Genomic DNA, 17,825 nt, shown 5'->3' on the forward strand with positions numbered 1-17,825 from the left:
GCTGGGCTGACGCGGGCAGTGGCCCGGACGGCGTCGTCCGGGCCACTGGGCGTGGCGTCAGCTACTCGCGGCCACCTGATCCTCGGCGGTTTTCAGGGCCGCCTTCACATCGTCGGCGGTCACCGTCCCGCCGGTGGCGATCTTGGCGAACATGGTGTTCATCGCCTTGCCGACGGTGCTCTCGAACTGGTCCTCGGCCGGAACCAGTGGCAGCGGCTTGGACTTGGTGTTGTACACGTCGGCGAAGGTCGCGGCCTCGGTCGCGTCGGTGGTGAACACCGGCTTGGCGTCCTTCAGCACCGGCAGCGAGGCGAACGGCTTGCCCAGCGTGGTCTGGGTGGTCGCGTCCGTCATGTACTTGACGAACTTCAGCGCCGCGTCCTTGTGCTTGGTGTTCTTGAAGACCGACAGGTTGATGCCGGCGACGTGGCTGGCCACCTGCTCGCCGCCGGACGGGGCCGGGAACGGCACGACGCCGTACTCGCCGGCCTTCATGCCGTTGGCAACGATCGAGGAGTCGGCGTTGTTCTGGTTGATGACCATCGCGACCTTCTTGGTGGCGAAGTCGTTCACCGACTTGGTGCCGTTGTCGTACTGCGCGTTGGACGGGTTCGCGACCTTGTCCTTCTGCATCAGGTCGAGGTACCGCAGGACGCCCTGCACGTTGCCGTCACCGGTGAAGGTCGGCTTGCCGTCGCTGTTGAACCAGTCGGCCTTGTTCTGCGCGGCGTTGATGAAGGCGAAGTGCACGTTCTCGGTGTAGCTGCCGGCCGCCAGCGCCATGCCCCACTGCTTCTTCGCGGGGTTGGTCAGCTTCTGCGCGTCGGTGACCATCTCTTCCCAGGTCTTCGGCGGCTGCAGGCCGGCCGCGGCGAACATCGCCTTGTTGTAGTACAGGCCGTAGGCCAGACCGTAGAGCGGGACCGAGGTCGGGTCGGTGCCCTCCTTGCCGCCGGTCGCCAGGGCCGTCGGCACGAACTTGTCCTTGCCACCGATCGCGCTCATCGCGTCGCCGTCGAACGGCAGGAACGCGTCGGTCGCCTGCAGCGAGGCGGCCCAGGTGTTGCCGATGTTGACCACGTCCGGCGCCTGGCCGGAGGTGATGGCGGTCTGGATCCGGGTCTGGAGGTCGTTCCAGCCGATCACCTCGAGGTTGACCTTGATGCCGGTGTCCTGGGTGAACTTCTGCAGGACCGGGGTCAGCACCTCCTTGTCGTTGTCCAGGCTGGTGCCCTGGTTGCTGGCCCAGTAGGTCAGCGTCTGGTCTCCACCCGAACCACCGTCGGAGGAATCACCTGAGTCGCTGCCACCGCAGGCGGCCAGGCTGATTCCCAAGGCGGTCACCGCTGCCGCGGCTACAAGCGAACGCAGTCTCACGTCGGACTCCCTCGTCCCGTCGAGCCTCCACGGACCTGTGAAGGCGGATCGGCCCCATAGTGGCCTAACCGGTTAAGTTTCGAAACCCTAACCGGTTCAGTAGAGGCGTGTTCGTTACTACCTCGTGACCCGACCAACCTTCACCTCCGGCCGGGCAAGCGCAATCCGACACACTCCGGATCCGCCCGAATTCACAGAGTCTTCAAAGACCGCCGTCAGGAGTTCGCCGGCCCGGTCGACTCCCGCACCCGCAGTTCGCCGGCCGGTGCTTCTTCGTGCAGGTCGGTTTCGCCGGCCGCGACCCGGAACAGCAGGTCGGCGGCGGCGCGCCCGCGTTCCATCGTCTTCTGGTCGATCGCGGTGATGCCGGGCCGGGCCAGTTCGCACAGGGGCGAGTCGTCCCAGGCCAGGATCGAGACCTCACCGGGGACCGCCGTACCGAGGTCCATCGCGACCCGGAGCGAGGCGACCGCCATCAGGTCGTTGCCGAGCACGATCGCGGTCGGTGGGTTCGGCCCGGTCAGCAGCAGCCGGGTCTGCTCCGCGCCGTCGTCGTACCGGTAGCTGCCCTCGATGTGGCGGACCCGGATCCCGCGCCGCTCGGCGTGCTCGTGCAGCATCCGCACCCGCAGTTGCTCGTGCACGAACGTGAACGGCCCGCTGATGTGCGCGATGTCGCGGTGCCCGAGCCCGGCCAGGTGGTCGAGCAGCAGCGTGACGGTCTCCTCCGGCGAGCTGATCAGCCGGCCGGCCTGGTCGTTCGGCGCGTTCGAACTGACCACCACGCACGGCACTCCGAGGTCCTGCAGCAGCGGGATCCGCGGATCGTCGTCGTGCTCGTCGAACAGGATGAACCCGTCGACCCGCCCCTGCCGCGACCATCGCCGCAGTACGGCGAGGTCCTCGCCGTGCTCGCCGGTCAGCCGGAGCAGCAGCGACGAGTCGACCTCGTTCAGGTACTGCTCGATGCCGACGAGGGTGCGCATGTAGAACGCTTCGGTCGAGATCAGCGCCGGGTCGCGGGCGATCACGATGCCGATCGTCCGGGTCCGGCTGGCGGACAGCGCGACGGCGGCCGAGTTGGGGTGGAAGCCGAGCTCGTCGGCCAGCGCGAGGACCCGCTGCCGGGTCTCCTCGCTGACGCCGGCCCGGCCGTTCAGCGCGTATGAGACCGACGCCTTCGAGATCTGCAGAAGGCGCGCGAGATCGCTGATCGTGACTCGGTGACTCCGGCGCCCACCACTGCTCGCCGGACCGTCGTCAGCGGTCTCACCGCCGGCCAAGGATCCGGGTGTCGTCATGGTTGTTCCCTACCCCGCACAGACGGGAGAGTAGCAGCGCCGGTTTTGGCCAGGCGCGAATCGCGAGTCTTGGATAGCGTTATCCCATGACATCTGCTGAGCCGCTGCGACTCGATTTCCTGCCCTGGGAGTACCACCGGATCGCCACCGACGAGGAGCGTGAACGGCAGGCCGAGCGGCAGCGGCGGCTGGGCGGATCGCTCACGCTCGCCGGCACGGCGTACGTCGCCGAGTCGGCCGCGGTGTACTGCGACGAGCTCGAGATGGGGGAGCGGTCGTACATCGCGGCGCACGCCTACGTCACCGGCCACATCGCGCTGGGATCGGACTCGACCATCAATCCGTTCTCGGCGGTGCGCGGCCGGATCACGATCGGTGACGGCGTTCGGATCGGGGCGCATACGTCGCTGCTCGCGTTCAACCACGGCACCGCGCCGGGTCAGCCGATCTTCCGGCAGCCGCACACGGCGCTCGGCATCACGGTCGGTGACGACGTCTGGATCGGCTCGAACGTGACGATCCTGGATGGGGTGACGGTCGGACCGCACTCGATCATCGGTGCCGGCGCGGTGGTCACGAAGGACGTTCCGGCCGGCACGGTCGTGGCCGGCAATCCGGCCCGGGTGCTCCGGTCCCGCGAGTCCGGCGCTTCGGTGGCGCCCACGTCTGATCTGGCCTCGCGCCTCACCGCCTTCGCCGCCAAGGCGCGTGACCAGGTGGACGACGTACTGGCCCGCTGCTGGGACGGCGAGCGCTTCGTCGACCGCCCGGGGCTCGATCACGAACCTGCGATCCGCCCGTGGTGCGACGCGATCGAGATCGCCGACGTACTGCTCCGTCGTACTCCCGCAGGACACACCCGCGACGACCTGGTACGCCGCCTCCGCGCGCGGCAGGACCCGAAGACCGGGCTGGTCGCACCGGGAGACCTCGCCGACGTCGGTCTGGAGGTCCCGTCCGACGTGAAACTCGCTGTGCTGGAAGGGCCGGCGAGCTATCACATCCTGTGCGTCGGGTACGCGTTGCAGGTCCTGGACAGCAGCTTCGAGCACCCGATCCGGACCGACTTCGAGCCGGGCGAACTCGACCGTCTGCCGTGGGCGCGGCACGCCTGGTCGGCGGGTTCCGCGATCGATGCCTTGGGCACCGCACTCGCCCGGAATCTCCATGACCACAAGGAAACCGGGCCCTTGATGACGCTGCTCGGCTGGCTGACGGTCCGAGCCGATCCGTCGAGCGGTGCGTGGGGTCAGCCTCATCCGGACGATGGCTGGTTGCAGGTCGTGAACGGTTTCTACCGCTTGACCCGTGGGACGTATGCGCAGTTCGGTCTTCCGCTGCCCTACCCGGAGCAGGCCGTGAAGACTGTGCTTGCCCATAGCAACGACCGCCGGATGTTCAGTGGCGACAACTACAACTCCTGCAACGTGCTGGACGTGATCCACCCGTTGTGGCTGGCGCGCAAGCAGACGAGCGTCGGGCTGGACGAGGGGAAGCGCTGGGCCGAGGGTCAGCTCAGCCGGATCCTGGATCGCTGGATCGACGGTGAAGGGTTCGCCTTCGCGCCCGACGGCACCGACGACCGTGCGATCCCCGGTCTGCAGGGCACCGAGATGTGGCTGGCCATCATCTGGCTGCTGTCCGACTACGTCGGCCTGTCCGACGCCCTCGGCTACCGCCCCCGCGGCGTCCACCGCCCCGAGCCGCTGGTCAGCAACTACCCACTGGGGTGATCCGCCCGGACGGGGGTCCACTAGCCTGAACCAGTGGACCCCCGCACCCGTCGACTCGTCACCTCTGTCGTCCTGGCAGCGCTCGTCGCGATCGTCGTGATCGCAGCGGTCATCCGCTGACGGTCGAGGAGCCCAGGACGACATACGGCTGGTTGGACAGGTCGGCGGCCAGACCGGGGTAGAGCGCCTGCCCGCCGTCACGATGCAGCACGCTGAAGAAGTACATCAGCGGGTACGTCGATGCCGTGTAGTCGCCGTCGATCGTGCCGGACAGGGTCTGCCCGGACAGCTCCATCGGGACCTGCTGCCAGGACTCGGACTGGTCCACGTGCCGGTAGTGAAGTGTCGCGCCGACCACGGTCGGAGCACCCACCTCCAGCGAGAGCGTGACCGGCTCGCCGCGGTCGAAGCTCTCCGGCGCCGTGTGGTCCACGCCAGGCGTGGCTGGTCGCTCCGGTGCCGCCAGCAGTGCTGCGGCCGGCTTCGTGCCTGCTGCCTCCTGCAGTTCGCCGGCCAGGGCCGCCAGGTCGGTGTCCATGTCCGGGATTCGGTCCGCCCAGTGGCCGTGCTCGGAGGCCTCGATCCCGAACCGCAGATCCGTCTGGTAGACGCCGTCGACGATGCCCGGGATCTCGGCGTACGCGTCCCGTGCGGCTCGATAGTGCCGAAGTGCGGACTCCAGCGAGCTGACGTCCTCGGTGGTCCGGAAGATCGAGTAGTCGACCGCGGCCCGGAACTTGCCGGCGAAGAACCGGCCCATCCTGACCAGGATCTCCAGATCGATCACGACCCGGCGAACCTGTGCGTCCGACTGGTCCACGACCTGGGTGGCGCGGTCGAGGGCCTGCTGTCCGTCGGCGACCAACTGCTCGATCCACGAGGCCACCTCCAGTGGCGTGTACTTCGCCGAGAGCCGGCGGCCGGCCAGCGCAGCGACGTACTCGTCGATGCCGTAGAAGGTGGTCGGGTCGAACGGGCTGACGCCACCCCAGTTCGCCGGGGGGTCGGTGTCGCCGGCGTAGTGATCCGAGTGCACCCGCGACGAGATCGGGAGGTTGAGGTACACCTCCGGCCAGTAGCCGTTGTTCGATCCACCGACACCGTGGACCACTGTCACCAGTGGGAGGATCCGGCTGAGCGGGCTCAGCGCGTCCTCCACAGCCGCCGCGGCCTCGCCGTACGTCGATCGAAGGTGGCGCTGCCACGTCTCGGGCTCGGCATCAGGGTTGTAGAGGAGCCTGCCCCACAACAGGTAGCCGTAGCGGTACTTGGTCCACTCCCGGTTGCCGGGCAGCCGGAGGTCGTCGCGGATGTACGGGTCGCGCCCGCCGGGTTCGCCGCTGCCGTGACGTCCCTTGAAGAAGAGGGGCTCACACAGATCGACTCCGCGGGATCCACCGAACGTCGACAACCGCCCGTACCCGGCCGCGATCGCGGGATCGCCCCACGCCAGCAGCTTCTGCGTGCCCGGCCAGACCCGGAACATCAGGTCGACGGTCCGGTCCTCGCGCAGGAAGTCGCCGTACCCGTAGCGGGTGAACCGGCGGGAGAACTCGGTGATGCCCTTCATCTCGTGGCCGGGCGGAATCGGCTTGGCGGTCTCCTTGGCCCGGATCGAGGCCTGGTGGTACGGCAGTCCGACATGCTCGGCCCAGTACTTCGCGGACAGTACCGGGGACAGGTTCGGCAGGTCGACGGCGTCGAGCAGGGCCTGGTCGACCCCCTTGGCGTGCATGTCGATCTCCAGCGGCCGGCCGACCGAGTTCGCACCCTCGAACACAGCCCGCCAGAAGATCTCGTGCCGATCGTCGGGGATGCCGCCCTCGTAGTGCACCCGGAAGGTGAGCCCGTCGATGTCGGGACACTCGGTGAGCAGCTTGGCGATGCCGGCCCCGCAGTACGCCGCGTGGTTGTCCGGGCCGAGCCCGCTGATCGGGTACCGGTGGACCGAGTCCCGGCCGTAGTCGTACGCGTGGTTCCACAGGCCGAGCTGGAACTTCAGCCCACGGCGCTTGCTCTCGGCGGCGATGAAGCGCAGCGTCTCCAGGTTGCGCTTCTGCTCATCTGCTCCGACTCCCTCGGCCCGTACGTCGTAGCCGTCCACGTCGAACAGGAAGGGGTAGGCAAGGCACAGGTAGTTGTCGGTGGCGCCGTGCCGATCGGCGCCGTAGTTGTACTGCATGCCGAACGCCAGGTGGAACCGGTTGAACCGGGAAGCGGCCAGCCAGGTCAGGTACTCGGTCCAGAACTGCTGGTCGTGGAACCAGGACAGATCCTCGTCCACGCTGGAGAACGACCGCACCACGCCCCGGACGGGAACGGCCGGCTGCTCGGCGAAGGGCGTCGTACCGGCGAGGTCCTGGCCGGCCGCGACCCGGTCCGCGAGTTCGAGCACACCGCACCGGAGGCCGGTCGCATCGTTGCTGACGACAACGATCTCGTCGTCGACACGGAGTACGGCGTACGACTCGGGCACATCTGCGAGGTCCGCGGCCGGGACCTCGTCGGGGGTGGCCAGCCGGACCGGTGGATCGTCGGCGGCGATCCCCCGCTCCGCCAGGGCTTGCACGAGCTGCTCGATCGCCCAGGTGGCGGTGCGGCCGGTGGTGACGGGGTTCTGCTCGTTCATAGGGCTCCAATCACTTGCCGTCGAGGGTTTTGCCGGCGTCGGCGATGAACTTCGGTGCGCCCTGCTTGATCGAGATCTTGCCGAAGGCGATGTCCTGGCTGGTTTTCAGCAACAGGTCGCCGACGGCGGTCGAAGCGGCCGGGCTGGCCTGCGGCGGGGCGAAGGCGTTCTTCAGCGCCAGATCGGTGTAGGCCAGCACCTGCTTCTCGCTCGCCGACAGGTCACTGCCCTTCAGCAGCACATCCCGGCCGGACGCCGAGGCGGGCGGTCCACTGATCAGCCGCAGGGTCTTCGCGGCCTCCTCGCCATTGGCGAACCAGTTGATGAAGTCGGCGGCATCGTCCGCGCGCTGGCTCTTGGCGTTCAGCGACAGGTAGCTGCTCGGCGCCGGGAAGGTCCCGCACTTGCCGTCCTTGGTGTTCCGCGGCGGCAGGGTGATGTCGATGGTGTTCTTGGTCAGATCCTGGAAACCGCCCTTGAGGTTGGGCGTGTGGATGTGCGCGAGCGCCGCCTGCTTCTTGACCAGCGGGCTGGTCGGCCAGTCGCCGTACTTGGCCTGGGCCGCGATGTCTGCGGGGATCGTGCCACCGGTCGCCCGCAGCGCGGCCCAGTACTCGAACCACTCGGTCAGCGACGCTTCGGTGAAGGCGAGCGCGCCGTCCTTGTACAGGTCCTCGCCCTTGCCACGCAGGAAGATCTGCAACGACGCCGTGTCCCCACTGGGGTCCTCCGCGCCGTAGATCTTCTTGCCGGACTTCTGCCGGATCTCGTTCGCCAGGGCGGCGAAGTCGGACCAGGTCCAGGTCTCCTTCGGGTGCTCCAGACCGAGCTCGTCGAGCACGGTCACGTCGTACCCCATGCTGTAGGCACCCATCGCGACCGGGATACCGAACTGCTCGCCCTTCAACTGGCCCTGGCTGAGCAGGTTCTTGTCGAACGGCTTGGTGTCGATGGTGTCCGGGATGTACTTCTCCAGCGACTGCAGCGCGCCGGCAGCGCCGTACTGGCCGATCCGGGCGATGTCGATGTTGATCACGTCCGGGGCGTTGCCGCCGGCCATCTGGGTGGCGAGCTTGTCCCAGTACTCCGCGGTCGCGGTGCCCTCGAAGACCATCTTCACGTCCGGATGGCTCGAGGTGTACTGGTCGGCGAGCTTGCTGCGCAGCCCGAGCTTGGTCGGGTCGCCGTAGCTGCTGAACCGGACCGAGTTCTTCGCCTCCTTGGCCGCGGGGTCCAGGTTGCAGGCCGACAGCAGGGGCGCGAGTACGCCGGCCGCGAATCCGGCCTGCAGGAAGCGCCGCCGGTTGAGAGATGTGGTCATGGCTGGTTCCTTTCGGGGCTAGCCCTTGAGGCCGGTCGTGGCGATGCCCTCGACGATCCGGCGCTGGGCGAGGAGGAAGACGATGAAGGTCGGCACCAGCGACAGCACCGACATGGCCAGCAGTTGCCCGTACGACGAGTCGCCGGTCGCGTCGACGAATCGCCGCAGCGCGACCGGTACCGTCTCGCTGCTGGGGTAGGACAGGTAGATCAGCTGGGCGAAGAAGTCGTTGTACGTCCAGATGAAGGTGAAGATCATGGTGGTGATCAGCACCGGCCCGGTCAGCGGCAGGATGATCCGGCTGAAGATGCGGACCTTGCCGCAGCCGTCGATCATCGCGGCCTCGTCCAGTGTGCGCGGGATCGTGCGGATGAACTGGACCATCAAGAAGATGAAGAACGCGTCGGTGGCCAGAAACTTCGGCACCACCAGCGGGAGATAGGTGTTCACCCAGCCGAGGTTGAAGAACAGCACGTACTGCGGGATCAGCAGCGCGTGCGCCGGCAGCATGATCGAACCGAGCATGATGCCGAAGAACACCTTCTTGCCGCGGAACTCCAGCCGGGCGAACGCGTACGCCGTGAGCGTGCAGGCGATCACGTTGCCGGCCACCGCGAGGACCGCGATCAGCAGCGAGTTGAAGTAGAACCGGGTGAAGGTGGGGTCGGTCGCGGTCCAGCCGGCGATGTAGTTGCGCGGGTCCAGCGAGCTGGGGAACGGGTTGAGCTGGGAGAAGATGTCCTTCTCGTCCTTGAAGGATCCGCCGACCATCCACAGCAGTGGATAGACCATCACCAGGGTTCCGGCGATCAGCGCGAGGTGGGTCAGCCACCCCCGCCCGCGCCGGCGGGTTCCAGGAGCTTGCGAGAGAGTCGTCATCAGCGGTCCTCGTAGTAGACCCAGCGGCGCGCGAGCCCGAAGTTGATCAGCGTGAAGGTGGCGATGATCAGCAGCAGCACCCACGCCATCGCGCAGGCGTAGCCCATGTTCAGGTTCGTGAAACCCTGCTGGTACAGGTAAAGCGTGTAGAACAACGTGGAGTCCGACGGCCCGCCGCTGCCGCCGCTCACGACGTAGGCCGGGGTGAAGGCCTGGAACGCCTGGATGATCTGCAGTACCACGTTGAAGAAGATGATCGGCGTCAGCAGCGGCACGGTGACCGACCAGAACCGCCGCCAGGGATTCGCTCCGTCCACCGACGCTGCGTCGTACAACTCCTGCGGGATCTGTTTGAGCCCGGCCAGGAAGATCACCATCGGCGAGCCGAACTGCCAGATGTTCAGCAGCACCAGCGTGTAGAGGGCGGTGTCGGGGTTGGAGATCCAGCTGCGGCCGCCGACGCCGAAGAACGCCAGGAAGGCGTTCAGGACGCCGTCGTCGTCGAACAGCTGACCCCAGATCACCGCGATCGCGACACTGCCGCCGAGCAGGGAGGGGATGTAGTAGATCGACCGGTACCACGCCATCCCGCGCAGCGGGCGGTTCAGCATCACGGCGACCGCCAGTGCGAATCCCAGCTGCAAGGGGACGGTCAGGGCGACGTAGATGAAGGTGACCTTCAACGACTGCAGGTAGCGCGGGTCGTCGGTGAACATCTTGACGTAGTTGCCGAAGCCGTTCCAGGCGGGTGGCTGCAGCAGGTTGAACTTGGTGAACGACAGGTACAGGGACCCGAGCAGAGGTCCGGCCGTGAGCAGTAGCAGTCCCACGAACCACGGGCCGAGGAAGAGATAGGCGACCCGATCAGAGCGTCTGCGGGGTCTGGGCCGTGCTGCCGGGGTGCCGCCGGGAGGGACGTCAGCTGTCGGTTCGCGGCCTGCCGGAGCAGAGATCTCGGTTCTCATGCTCATGGTCGGGCCTCCTCTCAGGGTCCTTCTTCACCGATGTAGAAACGCTCCGGAAAATCGGCCGAAGTCTTCAGATCTGGTGTCTGGAGGACTCCGGCCGGAGTTGTTGGACGTTCAAGAGTTACCGCTTGGTGGAAGTGAGGTTCCACTACGCGAGAGATTAGGACGCCTCCGGACGATGCGCAAGACCGGAGTGCATTCGTATTCATCAGCCTGGAACAGCTCCGCCGCCGGCGCTCGCCGACTCGGCCGGGCGCTAAGGTTCTGGCGCATGAGCTCCAGTGCGCGGTCGTCGTACCTGCTGCGGGCGGGACTGGTCCGCAACGTGCGATCGGGGGAGCACCTCACCACCTTCGTGGTGTCCGGGGTGGCGACCGTGCTGATCACCCGTCTGTTTCTCGGTTTGAGCGGCTATCCCCAGATCGGCGGCAAGGGGCTGCACATCGCCCACGTGCTCCCCGGCGGCCTGCTGATGCTGGTCGCCATCGTCCTGCTCCTCGGGTACGTCGGTCCGGTCGTGCGACCCGCGGCCGCACTGGTCGGCGGGGTCGGGTTCGGCCTGTTCATCGACGAGGTCGGGAAGTTCGTGACGTCCGACAACGACTACTTCTACCAACCGGCCGCCGCGATCGTGTACGTGATCTTCGTGGTGATCGTCCTGGGCACGCGGTTCATCGCCACCCGGCGGCCGATCGATCCGCGCGAGCAGTTGGCCAACGTGGTCGACCACGCCGTGGAGGGCGTGGCGGGTGGCCTGTCCCGCCGTCGGCTCGCGCAGGCGTCGCAGCAGCTGCGCCAGGTGGGCCTCGACGTGGCGGGCCGCCAGGAGACCCGGGAGCTGTTGGCCGCGTGCCCGGCCGACGAGGTGGAGCTGGCCGCGCCGGTGGACGCCGCGTGGCAGGCCCTCCAGCGTGGTTTCGACCGACTGGCCACGCATCGCTACGCACCTCGCGTGGCTGTCGGCGTACTGGTCGTCCAGGCGATCGGCGCGCCCGTCATCGCGGCCGGGATCCGCTTCGACGACGGGCTGTTCACCGACTTCCCGGTGCTCGGGGTGGCGGCCGGGAGTTTGCTGTCGGCAACCTTCACGGTGCGCGGCTGGCTGCAACTGCGGAAGGGCAACCGGGCCCGGGCCATCCGGTTGTTCGAGCTGGCGGTGCTGGTGTCGCTGCTGGTCACCCAGGTGTTCCAGTTCGCCGGGACCCAGTTCGCGGCGGTCGGCGGGATGCTGCTCGACCTGGTGCTGCTCGGGCTGCTGGGCGCCGAGCGCGACCGGATGCGGCGCCAGGAGACCGAGGCGGCGAAGGCTAAGACGTGGGGACTGCCACCGGACTCAAGCCGGCCTCCGTTTCCCGAGGACCCGTCGGATCCTGTGTAGCCTTCCACCGCTCGTTCCGGCCGATCAGCACCGGTGACATGGTCGCGACCAGGTAGATCACTCCGGCTGCGAGCAGTGCCGGTGCCAGACCGATGCCGGCGATCGCGGCACCGGCCACGACGCCACCCAGCGGTACGCCGGTCCAGCAGACCGCGTCGGCCAGCGAGTTGACCCGGCCGAGCATCTGCCGCGGGATCCGCTCGATGAACAAGGCGCCCAGCACCGGGTTGATGAAGCCGGCGCCGATGCCTCCGACAGCGTAGATCGCCATCACCATCCACACCGGCGCGTCGAACGCCATCACGACGAACCGTGGCGCGCCGCAGATCAGGAACGCGAGCGTGAAGACCAGCTTGCGCGGGATCCGGTCGCCGACGGCCGACGCGACCAGTGCGAACACCGTGGCGGTGATTCCGAACGAGAGGAGGATCAGACTGGTGTGCCCAGGACCGAAGCCGTGGTCCCTGATCCAGACCGGCAGTAGGACGGCCGCGATCGCGGCGTCGAGCAGGTTGGTGACCGCGATCATCAGGACCAGCGGCATCATCAGCTTGTCCTTGCGCAGGAATCGCCAGCCCTCCAGCAGCCGCTGCCCGTAGCTGCCCTCCGGCTCTTCGTCCGCTGCGTTCTCGGCGACCTGGTGCCGCCGCGGGATCCATCGGTAGATCAGCACGGCGCAGACTCCGAACGACGCCGCGTCGATCCACAGTGCGTTCACCTCGCCCACGAGCGTGATGAGTGCACCGGCGATCGCGAAGGCGATGAACCCAGCCAACCGCTCGGTCGTGCTCTCCAGTCCGGTCACGCGCTCCAGCGGCACCTTGGCCGCCTGCGCGATGTCCGGGATCAACGTCCCCTTGGCGGCATCGCCCGGTCCGCGGAGCGTCCCCGCAACGGCGACCAGTACCAGCAGCACCGGGAACGAGAGCGCGTGCAACATGTGCAGAAGAGGGATGAGCGCAACCACTCCGGCGCTGGCGGTATCTGCCAGGACGCTGATCCTTCTCGGCCCGACCCGGTCGATCCATGGGCCACCGAACGCTTTGGAAAGGACCAGCGGGCCCATCTCCGCCAGGGCCACCACACCGGTCTTGACCGGCGACCCGGTCGTCATCAGTACGAACCACGGGATGGCGATCGCGCTGACCCGGGTCCCGCAGATCGACACGACGTTCGCCACCAGGAACGCCACCAGCGGCGCTCGATCCGCCTGCCTCACAGTGCCCACACCCCTCACCTCACTTCGTCTGGTTGTTCAGCGGGTCTCGCGCGGATACGCCTGGATCTGCACCGACACCTGCTCCGCGCCTTCCGGCAGCGGTGCGGTCAGATCGGCCGTCTTGTACTTCTCCAGCACCGCCAGCAGTTCGACCTGCAGCGCTTTCAGCTCCTCCGGACGCAGGTGGAACACGTAGTCCGACAGGAGGCTGGCGTCCTTCCACTCGGGCGTCAGTGTCTGCATCGAGTCGATGAAGCCGAACATGTTCTCGGCGTACGTCTGCCCGATGCCGTGCAGGAACCCCATCGCCAGCTCAGGCTCCTGATCCAGCAGTTCTGTCGGATCGAACTGCGTGCTCTGGTGTGCCGACTTCCACCACCGGTCCCGCGCGTTGCCGCGACTGTCGTCCTCGACCACCAGCCCGGCCTCGGCCAGCTGGCGCAGGTGATAGCTGGTGGCGCCGGTGTTCACCCCGAGCCGGCCGGCCAGTGTCGTCGCGGTCTGCGGGCCGTACATCCGGAGCATCGCTAGCATCCGGTTCCGCATCGGGTGCGCCAGCGCCCGCACCAGGTGCCGGTCCAGGTGGACAGTCTTGCCCGGAGCCGCCGGTGTCAGGTCGTCCCTCTCGTCGCTCATGGACCGATCGTAGGACCGCAAAGGCTCTTTGCAAAGCTCTTTTGCAAAGAAGTTCTGCGGTTGGTTGTCCACAGGTCGTGAAGTGGGCGTTGGGGAGGGGCCGGATCGCGGCATCTTCTCCGGTGACAAGGGACCGGAGCGGCGGTCCGCACCACGAAACGGAGAGAACCACCATGCTGCGAGTGATGCTCGACGAGGCCGACTATTGCGACGTCCCGGCCGACCTGATGACGTTCGACGACGGGGCGGTGGTCTTCTGGCGCGAGGGCGAGGAGGTCGGCCGGCACCGCCAGGCTCGGATCCGCTCCCTGGAGTTGCTGGACATGCGCTCGATGACACGCAAGATCCGGGACGCCCGCAAGAACCACCCGAATGCCTTCCGCCCCTGGACGCCGGAGGAGGAGCAGACGCTGTCCGACCTGTTCAAGGGCGGCGCCAGCAAGGAGGAACTGGTCGGGACCCTCGGCCGTCAGGTGGGCGGGATCGCGACCCGGCTGCGCTCGCTGGGGCTGCTCGCCGACGACCAGAAACTGCAATGAGTTCACTCACCGCGACCGACGGTCGGCGAGACCCTTTTGGGATCGGTTGGAGTGGTCGGCGACAATGGCGCGATGCAGGCAGAGGTGGATCCGGATCAGCAGCCCGGCGCACGGGAGGCGATTCGCACGGCGTTGGTGGACCAGGCGTCCCTCGTCCGTGCGCTCGGATCCGGGCGGCGGCGCGGCCACGACCAGCCGCAGTACCAGCGCGTCGAGCTGCGGTATGTCGACCTCAAGGGCCACCGCCACCTGCAGATCACCGAGTACGACGAGCGCCAGGCGCACACCCGAAACCTGGCCGCCGGACCGGACGCGGCGAAGGCGGTGGACGAGTTGCTGGACGTGCCGTACGGGTCGTGGCATGTCGAGACCACGACCGAGACGCTCCGGCTGCGGTACACCAAAAAGGGCAAGGAGTTGCTGCACCGGCAGGAGGACGGCCGGGAGCAGGAGACCGGCCACGACCGGGTGAAGCAGCGGGCGCTCGATCCGGATGCGCCGTTCCTGATCGAGCTCGGCATCAGCGACCACCTCGGGCGGGTGAAGCCGTCGCGGCAATCGAAGTACAAGCAGATCGACGAGTTCTGCAAGCTGCTCGCGCCCGCACTGGACGAGGCGGTCGCGGCGGGCCGGATCGCGACCGGGCGGCCGCTGCAGGTGGTCGACCTCGGCTGTGGCAACGCGTACCTGACGCTCGCCGCGTACCACCTGCTCACGGAGGCCGGGCACGACGTACGGATGATCGGGATCGACCGCAATCCGCAGGCGCGGACGCGGAACACGCGGCGGGTCGAGGCGCTCGGCTGGCAGGACCACCTGCGGTTCGTCGACGCGACCATCCAGGACGCGGAGCTCGACGTACGACCGGATGTGGTGCTGGCGCTGCACGCGTGCGATACCGCGACCGACGATGCGCTGGCGCGGGCGGTCGGCTGGGAGGCTCCGCTGGTGCTCGCGGCTCCGTGTTGCCATCACGACATCCAAAAGCAGCTCAAGAGCGTCTCACCACCGGCGCCTTATGCGCTGATGACCAGATATGGCATCGTTCGTGAGCGGTTCGCCGACGTCCTGACGGATTCCCTTCGGGCGGCGGTCCTGCGACAGGTCGGATACCGGGTGGAGGTTGTGCAGTTCGTGGACAGTCAGCACACTCCGCGTAACCTGCTGCTCCGCGCCGCCCGGACCGGAGCCAGGCCGACGCCGGAGCTGGAGTCCGAGTACCGGACGTTGATCGACGAGTGGCAGGTCGCACCCCGGCTCGCCCAACTCGTGCTGCCCGACGACCGCGAGGTTCGCTCGTGACCCTCCTCCGTCCCCTCGCCCTGGCCGCCGCCACGTTCTTCACCCTCGGAGTGCTTCCGCTCGCCCCGTCGGCAGCGGCCGCCGGCTCGTCGGCGACCACCGCGGCCGGGCTGACGTCAGCGGCGGCGACGGCGGCGGGCTCGGCAGAGTCTGCGGGGGTGCCGATCGCGGATCCGACGCCGGGGGCGGCGAAGAAGCTGTTCACGATCGGGGACTCCCGGATCGAGGAGTCGTCCGGGCTGGCGAAGTCGCACAACTTCGACGACATCTACTGGACGATCAACGACTCCGGCGATCGCGCCCGGGTGTTCGGCATCGACCTGTCCGGCAAGGTCGAGATGGTGCTCAACTTCAACGCGAACGTGAGCGACGTCGAGGCGATCGCGGTCGACAAGGACGGCTTCATCTACGTCGCCGACATCGGCGACAACGGGGCCAACCGGGACATGGTCTCGATCTACACGATGCCGGAGCCCAAGCAGCGCGGCGACGTGGAGAAGATGACCTACCACCGGTACGACTTCACCTATCCCGACGGGGCCCACGACGCCGAGACGCTGCTGGTGGAGCCCGGGACCAACCAGCTGTACATCGTGACGAAGGCCAGCAAGGGCGCCGCGATCTATGCTGCGCCGCCGGGTCCGTCGCGGGAGGGCACGAACGAGCTGACGAAGTTCGCGCCCGCGCCCGCGGGAGTCACCGACGGCGTGTTCCTGGCTGACGGCCAGCAGGCGGTGCTGCGCACGTACACCGACGTTCAGACCGTCGCCTGGGGTGAGACGCCGACGGTGGTCGCGAAGGGTGCCGCGCCGCTGGGGCAGGGGGAGTCGGTCGCTCTCGGCAAGACCGACAACACGCTCCTGGTCGGGTACGACGCCAAGGACTCGCCCGTCTACCAGGTCCCGGTGCCGGTGAAGAAGGCCGCCTCGCCTGCACCCTCCGGGAGTGCGACTCCGAAGCCTGGCGCGACCAACGAGGCCGGCACCGAGTCCAAGAAGAACCACAGCCTCCGCTGGATCGTGGTCGGCGCCGCCGCCTTCGCCCTGCTCATCACCATCCTCACCTTCCCCCCAGGCCGCCGGGAACGCCGAGACCGCCAAGCCGAAAACGCCCGCCTGACCGGTCAAGCCCCACCCACCCCCCACCGCCGCCACACCTGACGCCCGCCGCCCCTGGCTGCCCAACCGGTCGCTGGCAGGTTGTTTGGTCGATGGCGTACAACAACCGGGCAGCGGTGACATAACCCGCCATCGACCCCGGATGCACACGCCAAGCAACCAAAATCAGCCGCCGACCTCACGAGGAGATCGGCGGCTGATCGGTGTACGGGGTTACTTCAGGCGGTCGACTACGTAGTCGATGGCTTGGGTGAGCTTTTCGACGTCGTCGGGGTCGACCGCCGGGAACATCGCGACCCGGAGCTGGTTGCGCCCGAGTTTGCGGTAGGGCTCGGTGTCGACGATCCCGTTCGCGCGCAGCGTCTTCGCGACCGCCGCAGCGTCGATCGAGTCATCCAGGTCGACGGTCCCGATGACCAGCGACCGTGCATCCGGGTCTTCGACGTACGGCGTGGCGTAGTCGGACTTCTCGGCCCAGGTGTACAGCCGGTTGCTCGAGTCGGTCGTCCGCCCCACGCTCCACTCCAGCCCGCCCTGGTTGTTGATCCAGTCCGTCTGCTCCGCCATCAGGAACAGCGTGGCCAGCGACGGCGTGTTGTACGTCTGGTTCTTGCTCGAGTTGTCGATCGCGGTCGCCAGGTCCAGGAACGCCGGGATCCATCGCCCGGACGCGGTGATCTCCTCGACCCGCGCCAGCGCCGCCGGGCTCATCACGGCGATCCACAGCCCGCCGTCGGACGCGAAGCACTTCTGCGGCGCGAAGTAGTACACGTCGACCTCGTTGATGTCGACCGGCAGACCGCCCGCACCCGAGGTGGCGTCGATCGCGACCAGCGCACCCTCGTCGGCGCCTGCCACCCGCTGGACCGGGGCCATCACACCGGTGGAGGTCTCGTTGTGCGGCCAGGCGTACAGGTCGACGCCGGCCTCGGCGACCGCGACCGGGCGCGTCCCGGGGTCGGCCTTCACGACCGTCGGGTCGCCCAGGTGCGGCGCGAGCTGCGCGGCCTTCGCGAACTTCGACGAGAACTCACCGAAGCTCAGGTGCTGGCTCTTCTCCCGGATCAGCCCGAACGTCGCGATGTCCCAGAACGCGGTCGATCCGCCGTTCCCGAGCACCACCTGGTACCCGTCGGGCAGCTGGAACAGGTCCGCCACACCCTGCTGCACACGGGCCACCAGGTTCTTGACCGGCGCCTGCCGGTGCGACGTACCCAGCAGCTTCGCGCCCTCGGTCGCCAGCGCGGCAACGGCTTCCGGACGCACCTTCGACGGTCCGGCCCCGAAGCGGCCATCGGCGGGCTTGAGCTCTGCAGGAATCTGAATGTCGCTGGTCACCAGCGTTTCCCTTCGTCGTCTGCCATTCCTGAGCCGACGACGCTGTCAGCGAACCCCATACTCCCATACCGCGCCAGCCCGACCGCT

The 17,825-nt window shown here is 67.8% G+C and carries 14 protein-coding genes; 5 read left to right on the forward strand and 9 right to left on the reverse strand.

Annotated elements, in window-relative coordinates:
* Positions 1-57: 57 nt before the first annotated feature.
* Both AB0I34_RS14630 and AB0I34_RS14635 read right to left on the reverse strand, forming a co-directional pair.
* Positions 58-1,377 (reverse strand): sugar ABC transporter substrate-binding protein, encoded by a 1,320-nt coding sequence (locus AB0I34_RS14630; RefSeq protein ID WP_360445055.1) that lies wholly within the window; start codon positions 1,375-1,377, stop codon positions 58-60.
* Positions 1,378-1,592: 215 nt separating this feature from the next.
* Complete coding sequence (locus AB0I34_RS14635) at positions 1,593-2,678, reverse strand: LacI family DNA-binding transcriptional regulator (protein WP_360445057.1); 1,086 nt, start codon at positions 2,676-2,678, stop codon at positions 1,593-1,595.
* An 86-nt stretch (positions 2,679-2,764) separates the two neighbouring features.
* Between AB0I34_RS14635 and AB0I34_RS14640 the strand changes: the two genes are divergently transcribed.
* Complete coding sequence (locus AB0I34_RS14640; RefSeq protein WP_360445059.1) at positions 2,765-4,411, forward strand: acyltransferase; 1,647 nt, start codon at positions 2,765-2,767, stop codon at positions 4,409-4,411.
* Between the two features lie 109 nt (positions 4,412-4,520).
* Here the strand turns inward: AB0I34_RS14640 and AB0I34_RS14645 are convergent, their stop codons facing one another.
* Genes AB0I34_RS14645 through AB0I34_RS14660 form a run of 4 tightly spaced genes read right to left on the reverse strand, consistent with a single transcriptional unit; the run spans position 4,521 to position 10,211 of the window.
* Complete coding sequence (locus AB0I34_RS14645; protein WP_360445061.1) at positions 4,521-7,040, reverse strand: hypothetical protein; 2,520 nt, start codon at positions 7,038-7,040, stop codon at positions 4,521-4,523.
* 10 nt (positions 7,041-7,050) lie between these two features.
* Positions 7,051-8,361 (reverse strand): extracellular solute-binding protein, encoded by a 1,311-nt coding sequence (locus AB0I34_RS14650; RefSeq protein ID WP_360445063.1) that lies wholly within the window; start codon positions 8,359-8,361, stop codon positions 7,051-7,053.
* Between the two features lie 18 nt (positions 8,362-8,379).
* On the reverse strand, positions 8,380-9,240 hold the full coding sequence (locus AB0I34_RS14655) for a carbohydrate ABC transporter permease (protein WP_360445065.1): 861 nt from the start codon (positions 9,238-9,240) through the stop codon (positions 8,380-8,382).
* Entirely contained in the window at positions 9,240-10,211 is a 972-nt protein-coding gene (locus AB0I34_RS14660) for a sugar ABC transporter permease (RefSeq protein ID WP_360445067.1), read from the reverse strand. The genes AB0I34_RS14655 and AB0I34_RS14660 overlap by 1 nt, the downstream gene beginning before the upstream one ends.
* A gap of 268 nt (positions 10,212-10,479) precedes the next feature.
* On the opposite strand from AB0I34_RS14660, the gene AB0I34_RS14665 reads away from it, so the two are divergent.
* Positions 10,480-11,586 carry a hypothetical protein gene (locus tag AB0I34_RS14665; RefSeq protein ID WP_360445069.1) on the forward strand — a complete coding sequence of 369 codons (1,107 nt, stop codon included), beginning with the start codon at positions 10,480-10,482 and terminating at the stop codon, positions 11,584-11,586.
* On the opposite strand, the gene AB0I34_RS14670 is transcribed toward AB0I34_RS14665, so the two are convergent.
* Positions 11,516-12,814, reverse strand: coding sequence for an MFS transporter (locus AB0I34_RS14670; RefSeq protein WP_360445071.1), 1,299 nt, complete (start codon positions 12,812-12,814; stop codon positions 11,516-11,518). The genes AB0I34_RS14665 and AB0I34_RS14670 overlap by 71 nt on opposite strands.
* Before the next feature lie 27 nt (positions 12,815-12,841).
* Positions 12,842-13,441 (reverse strand): helix-turn-helix domain-containing protein, encoded by a 600-nt coding sequence (locus AB0I34_RS14675; protein WP_360445073.1) that lies wholly within the window; start codon positions 13,439-13,441, stop codon positions 12,842-12,844.
* A gap of 173 nt (positions 13,442-13,614) precedes the next feature.
* On the opposite strand from AB0I34_RS14675, the gene AB0I34_RS14680 reads away from it, so the two are divergent.
* The 3 genes from AB0I34_RS14680 (at position 13,615) to AB0I34_RS14690 (ending at position 16,442) form a co-directional block, all read left to right on the forward strand.
* Positions 13,615-13,980 (forward strand): hypothetical protein, encoded by a 366-nt coding sequence (locus AB0I34_RS14680; RefSeq protein WP_360445075.1) that lies wholly within the window; start codon positions 13,615-13,617, stop codon positions 13,978-13,980.
* A gap of 72 nt (positions 13,981-14,052) precedes the next feature.
* The gene (locus tag AB0I34_RS14685; RefSeq protein WP_360445077.1) at positions 14,053-15,282 is read left to right on the forward strand and encodes an SAM-dependent methyltransferase; all 1,230 of its coding nucleotides are present in this window, start codon (positions 14,053-14,055) and stop codon (positions 15,280-15,282) included.
* The gene (locus AB0I34_RS14690; protein WP_360445079.1) at positions 15,279-16,442 is read left to right on the forward strand and encodes a hypothetical protein; all 1,164 of its coding nucleotides are present in this window, start codon (positions 15,279-15,281) and stop codon (positions 16,440-16,442) included. Before AB0I34_RS14685 ends, AB0I34_RS14690 begins: the two co-directional genes overlap by 4 nt.
* Before the next feature lie 171 nt (positions 16,443-16,613).
* On the opposite strand, the gene serC is transcribed toward AB0I34_RS14690, so the two are convergent.
* Positions 16,614-17,741, reverse strand: coding sequence for a phosphoserine transaminase (gene serC / locus AB0I34_RS14695; RefSeq protein ID WP_360445147.1), 1,128 nt, complete (start codon positions 17,739-17,741; stop codon positions 16,614-16,616).
* Positions 17,742-17,825: the final 84 nt, after the last annotated feature.

Origin of the sequence: Kribbella sp. NPDC050281, assembly GCF_040655855.1 — a bacterium.
Lineage (GTDB): Bacteria > Actinomycetota > Actinomycetes > Propionibacteriales > Kribbellaceae > Kribbella.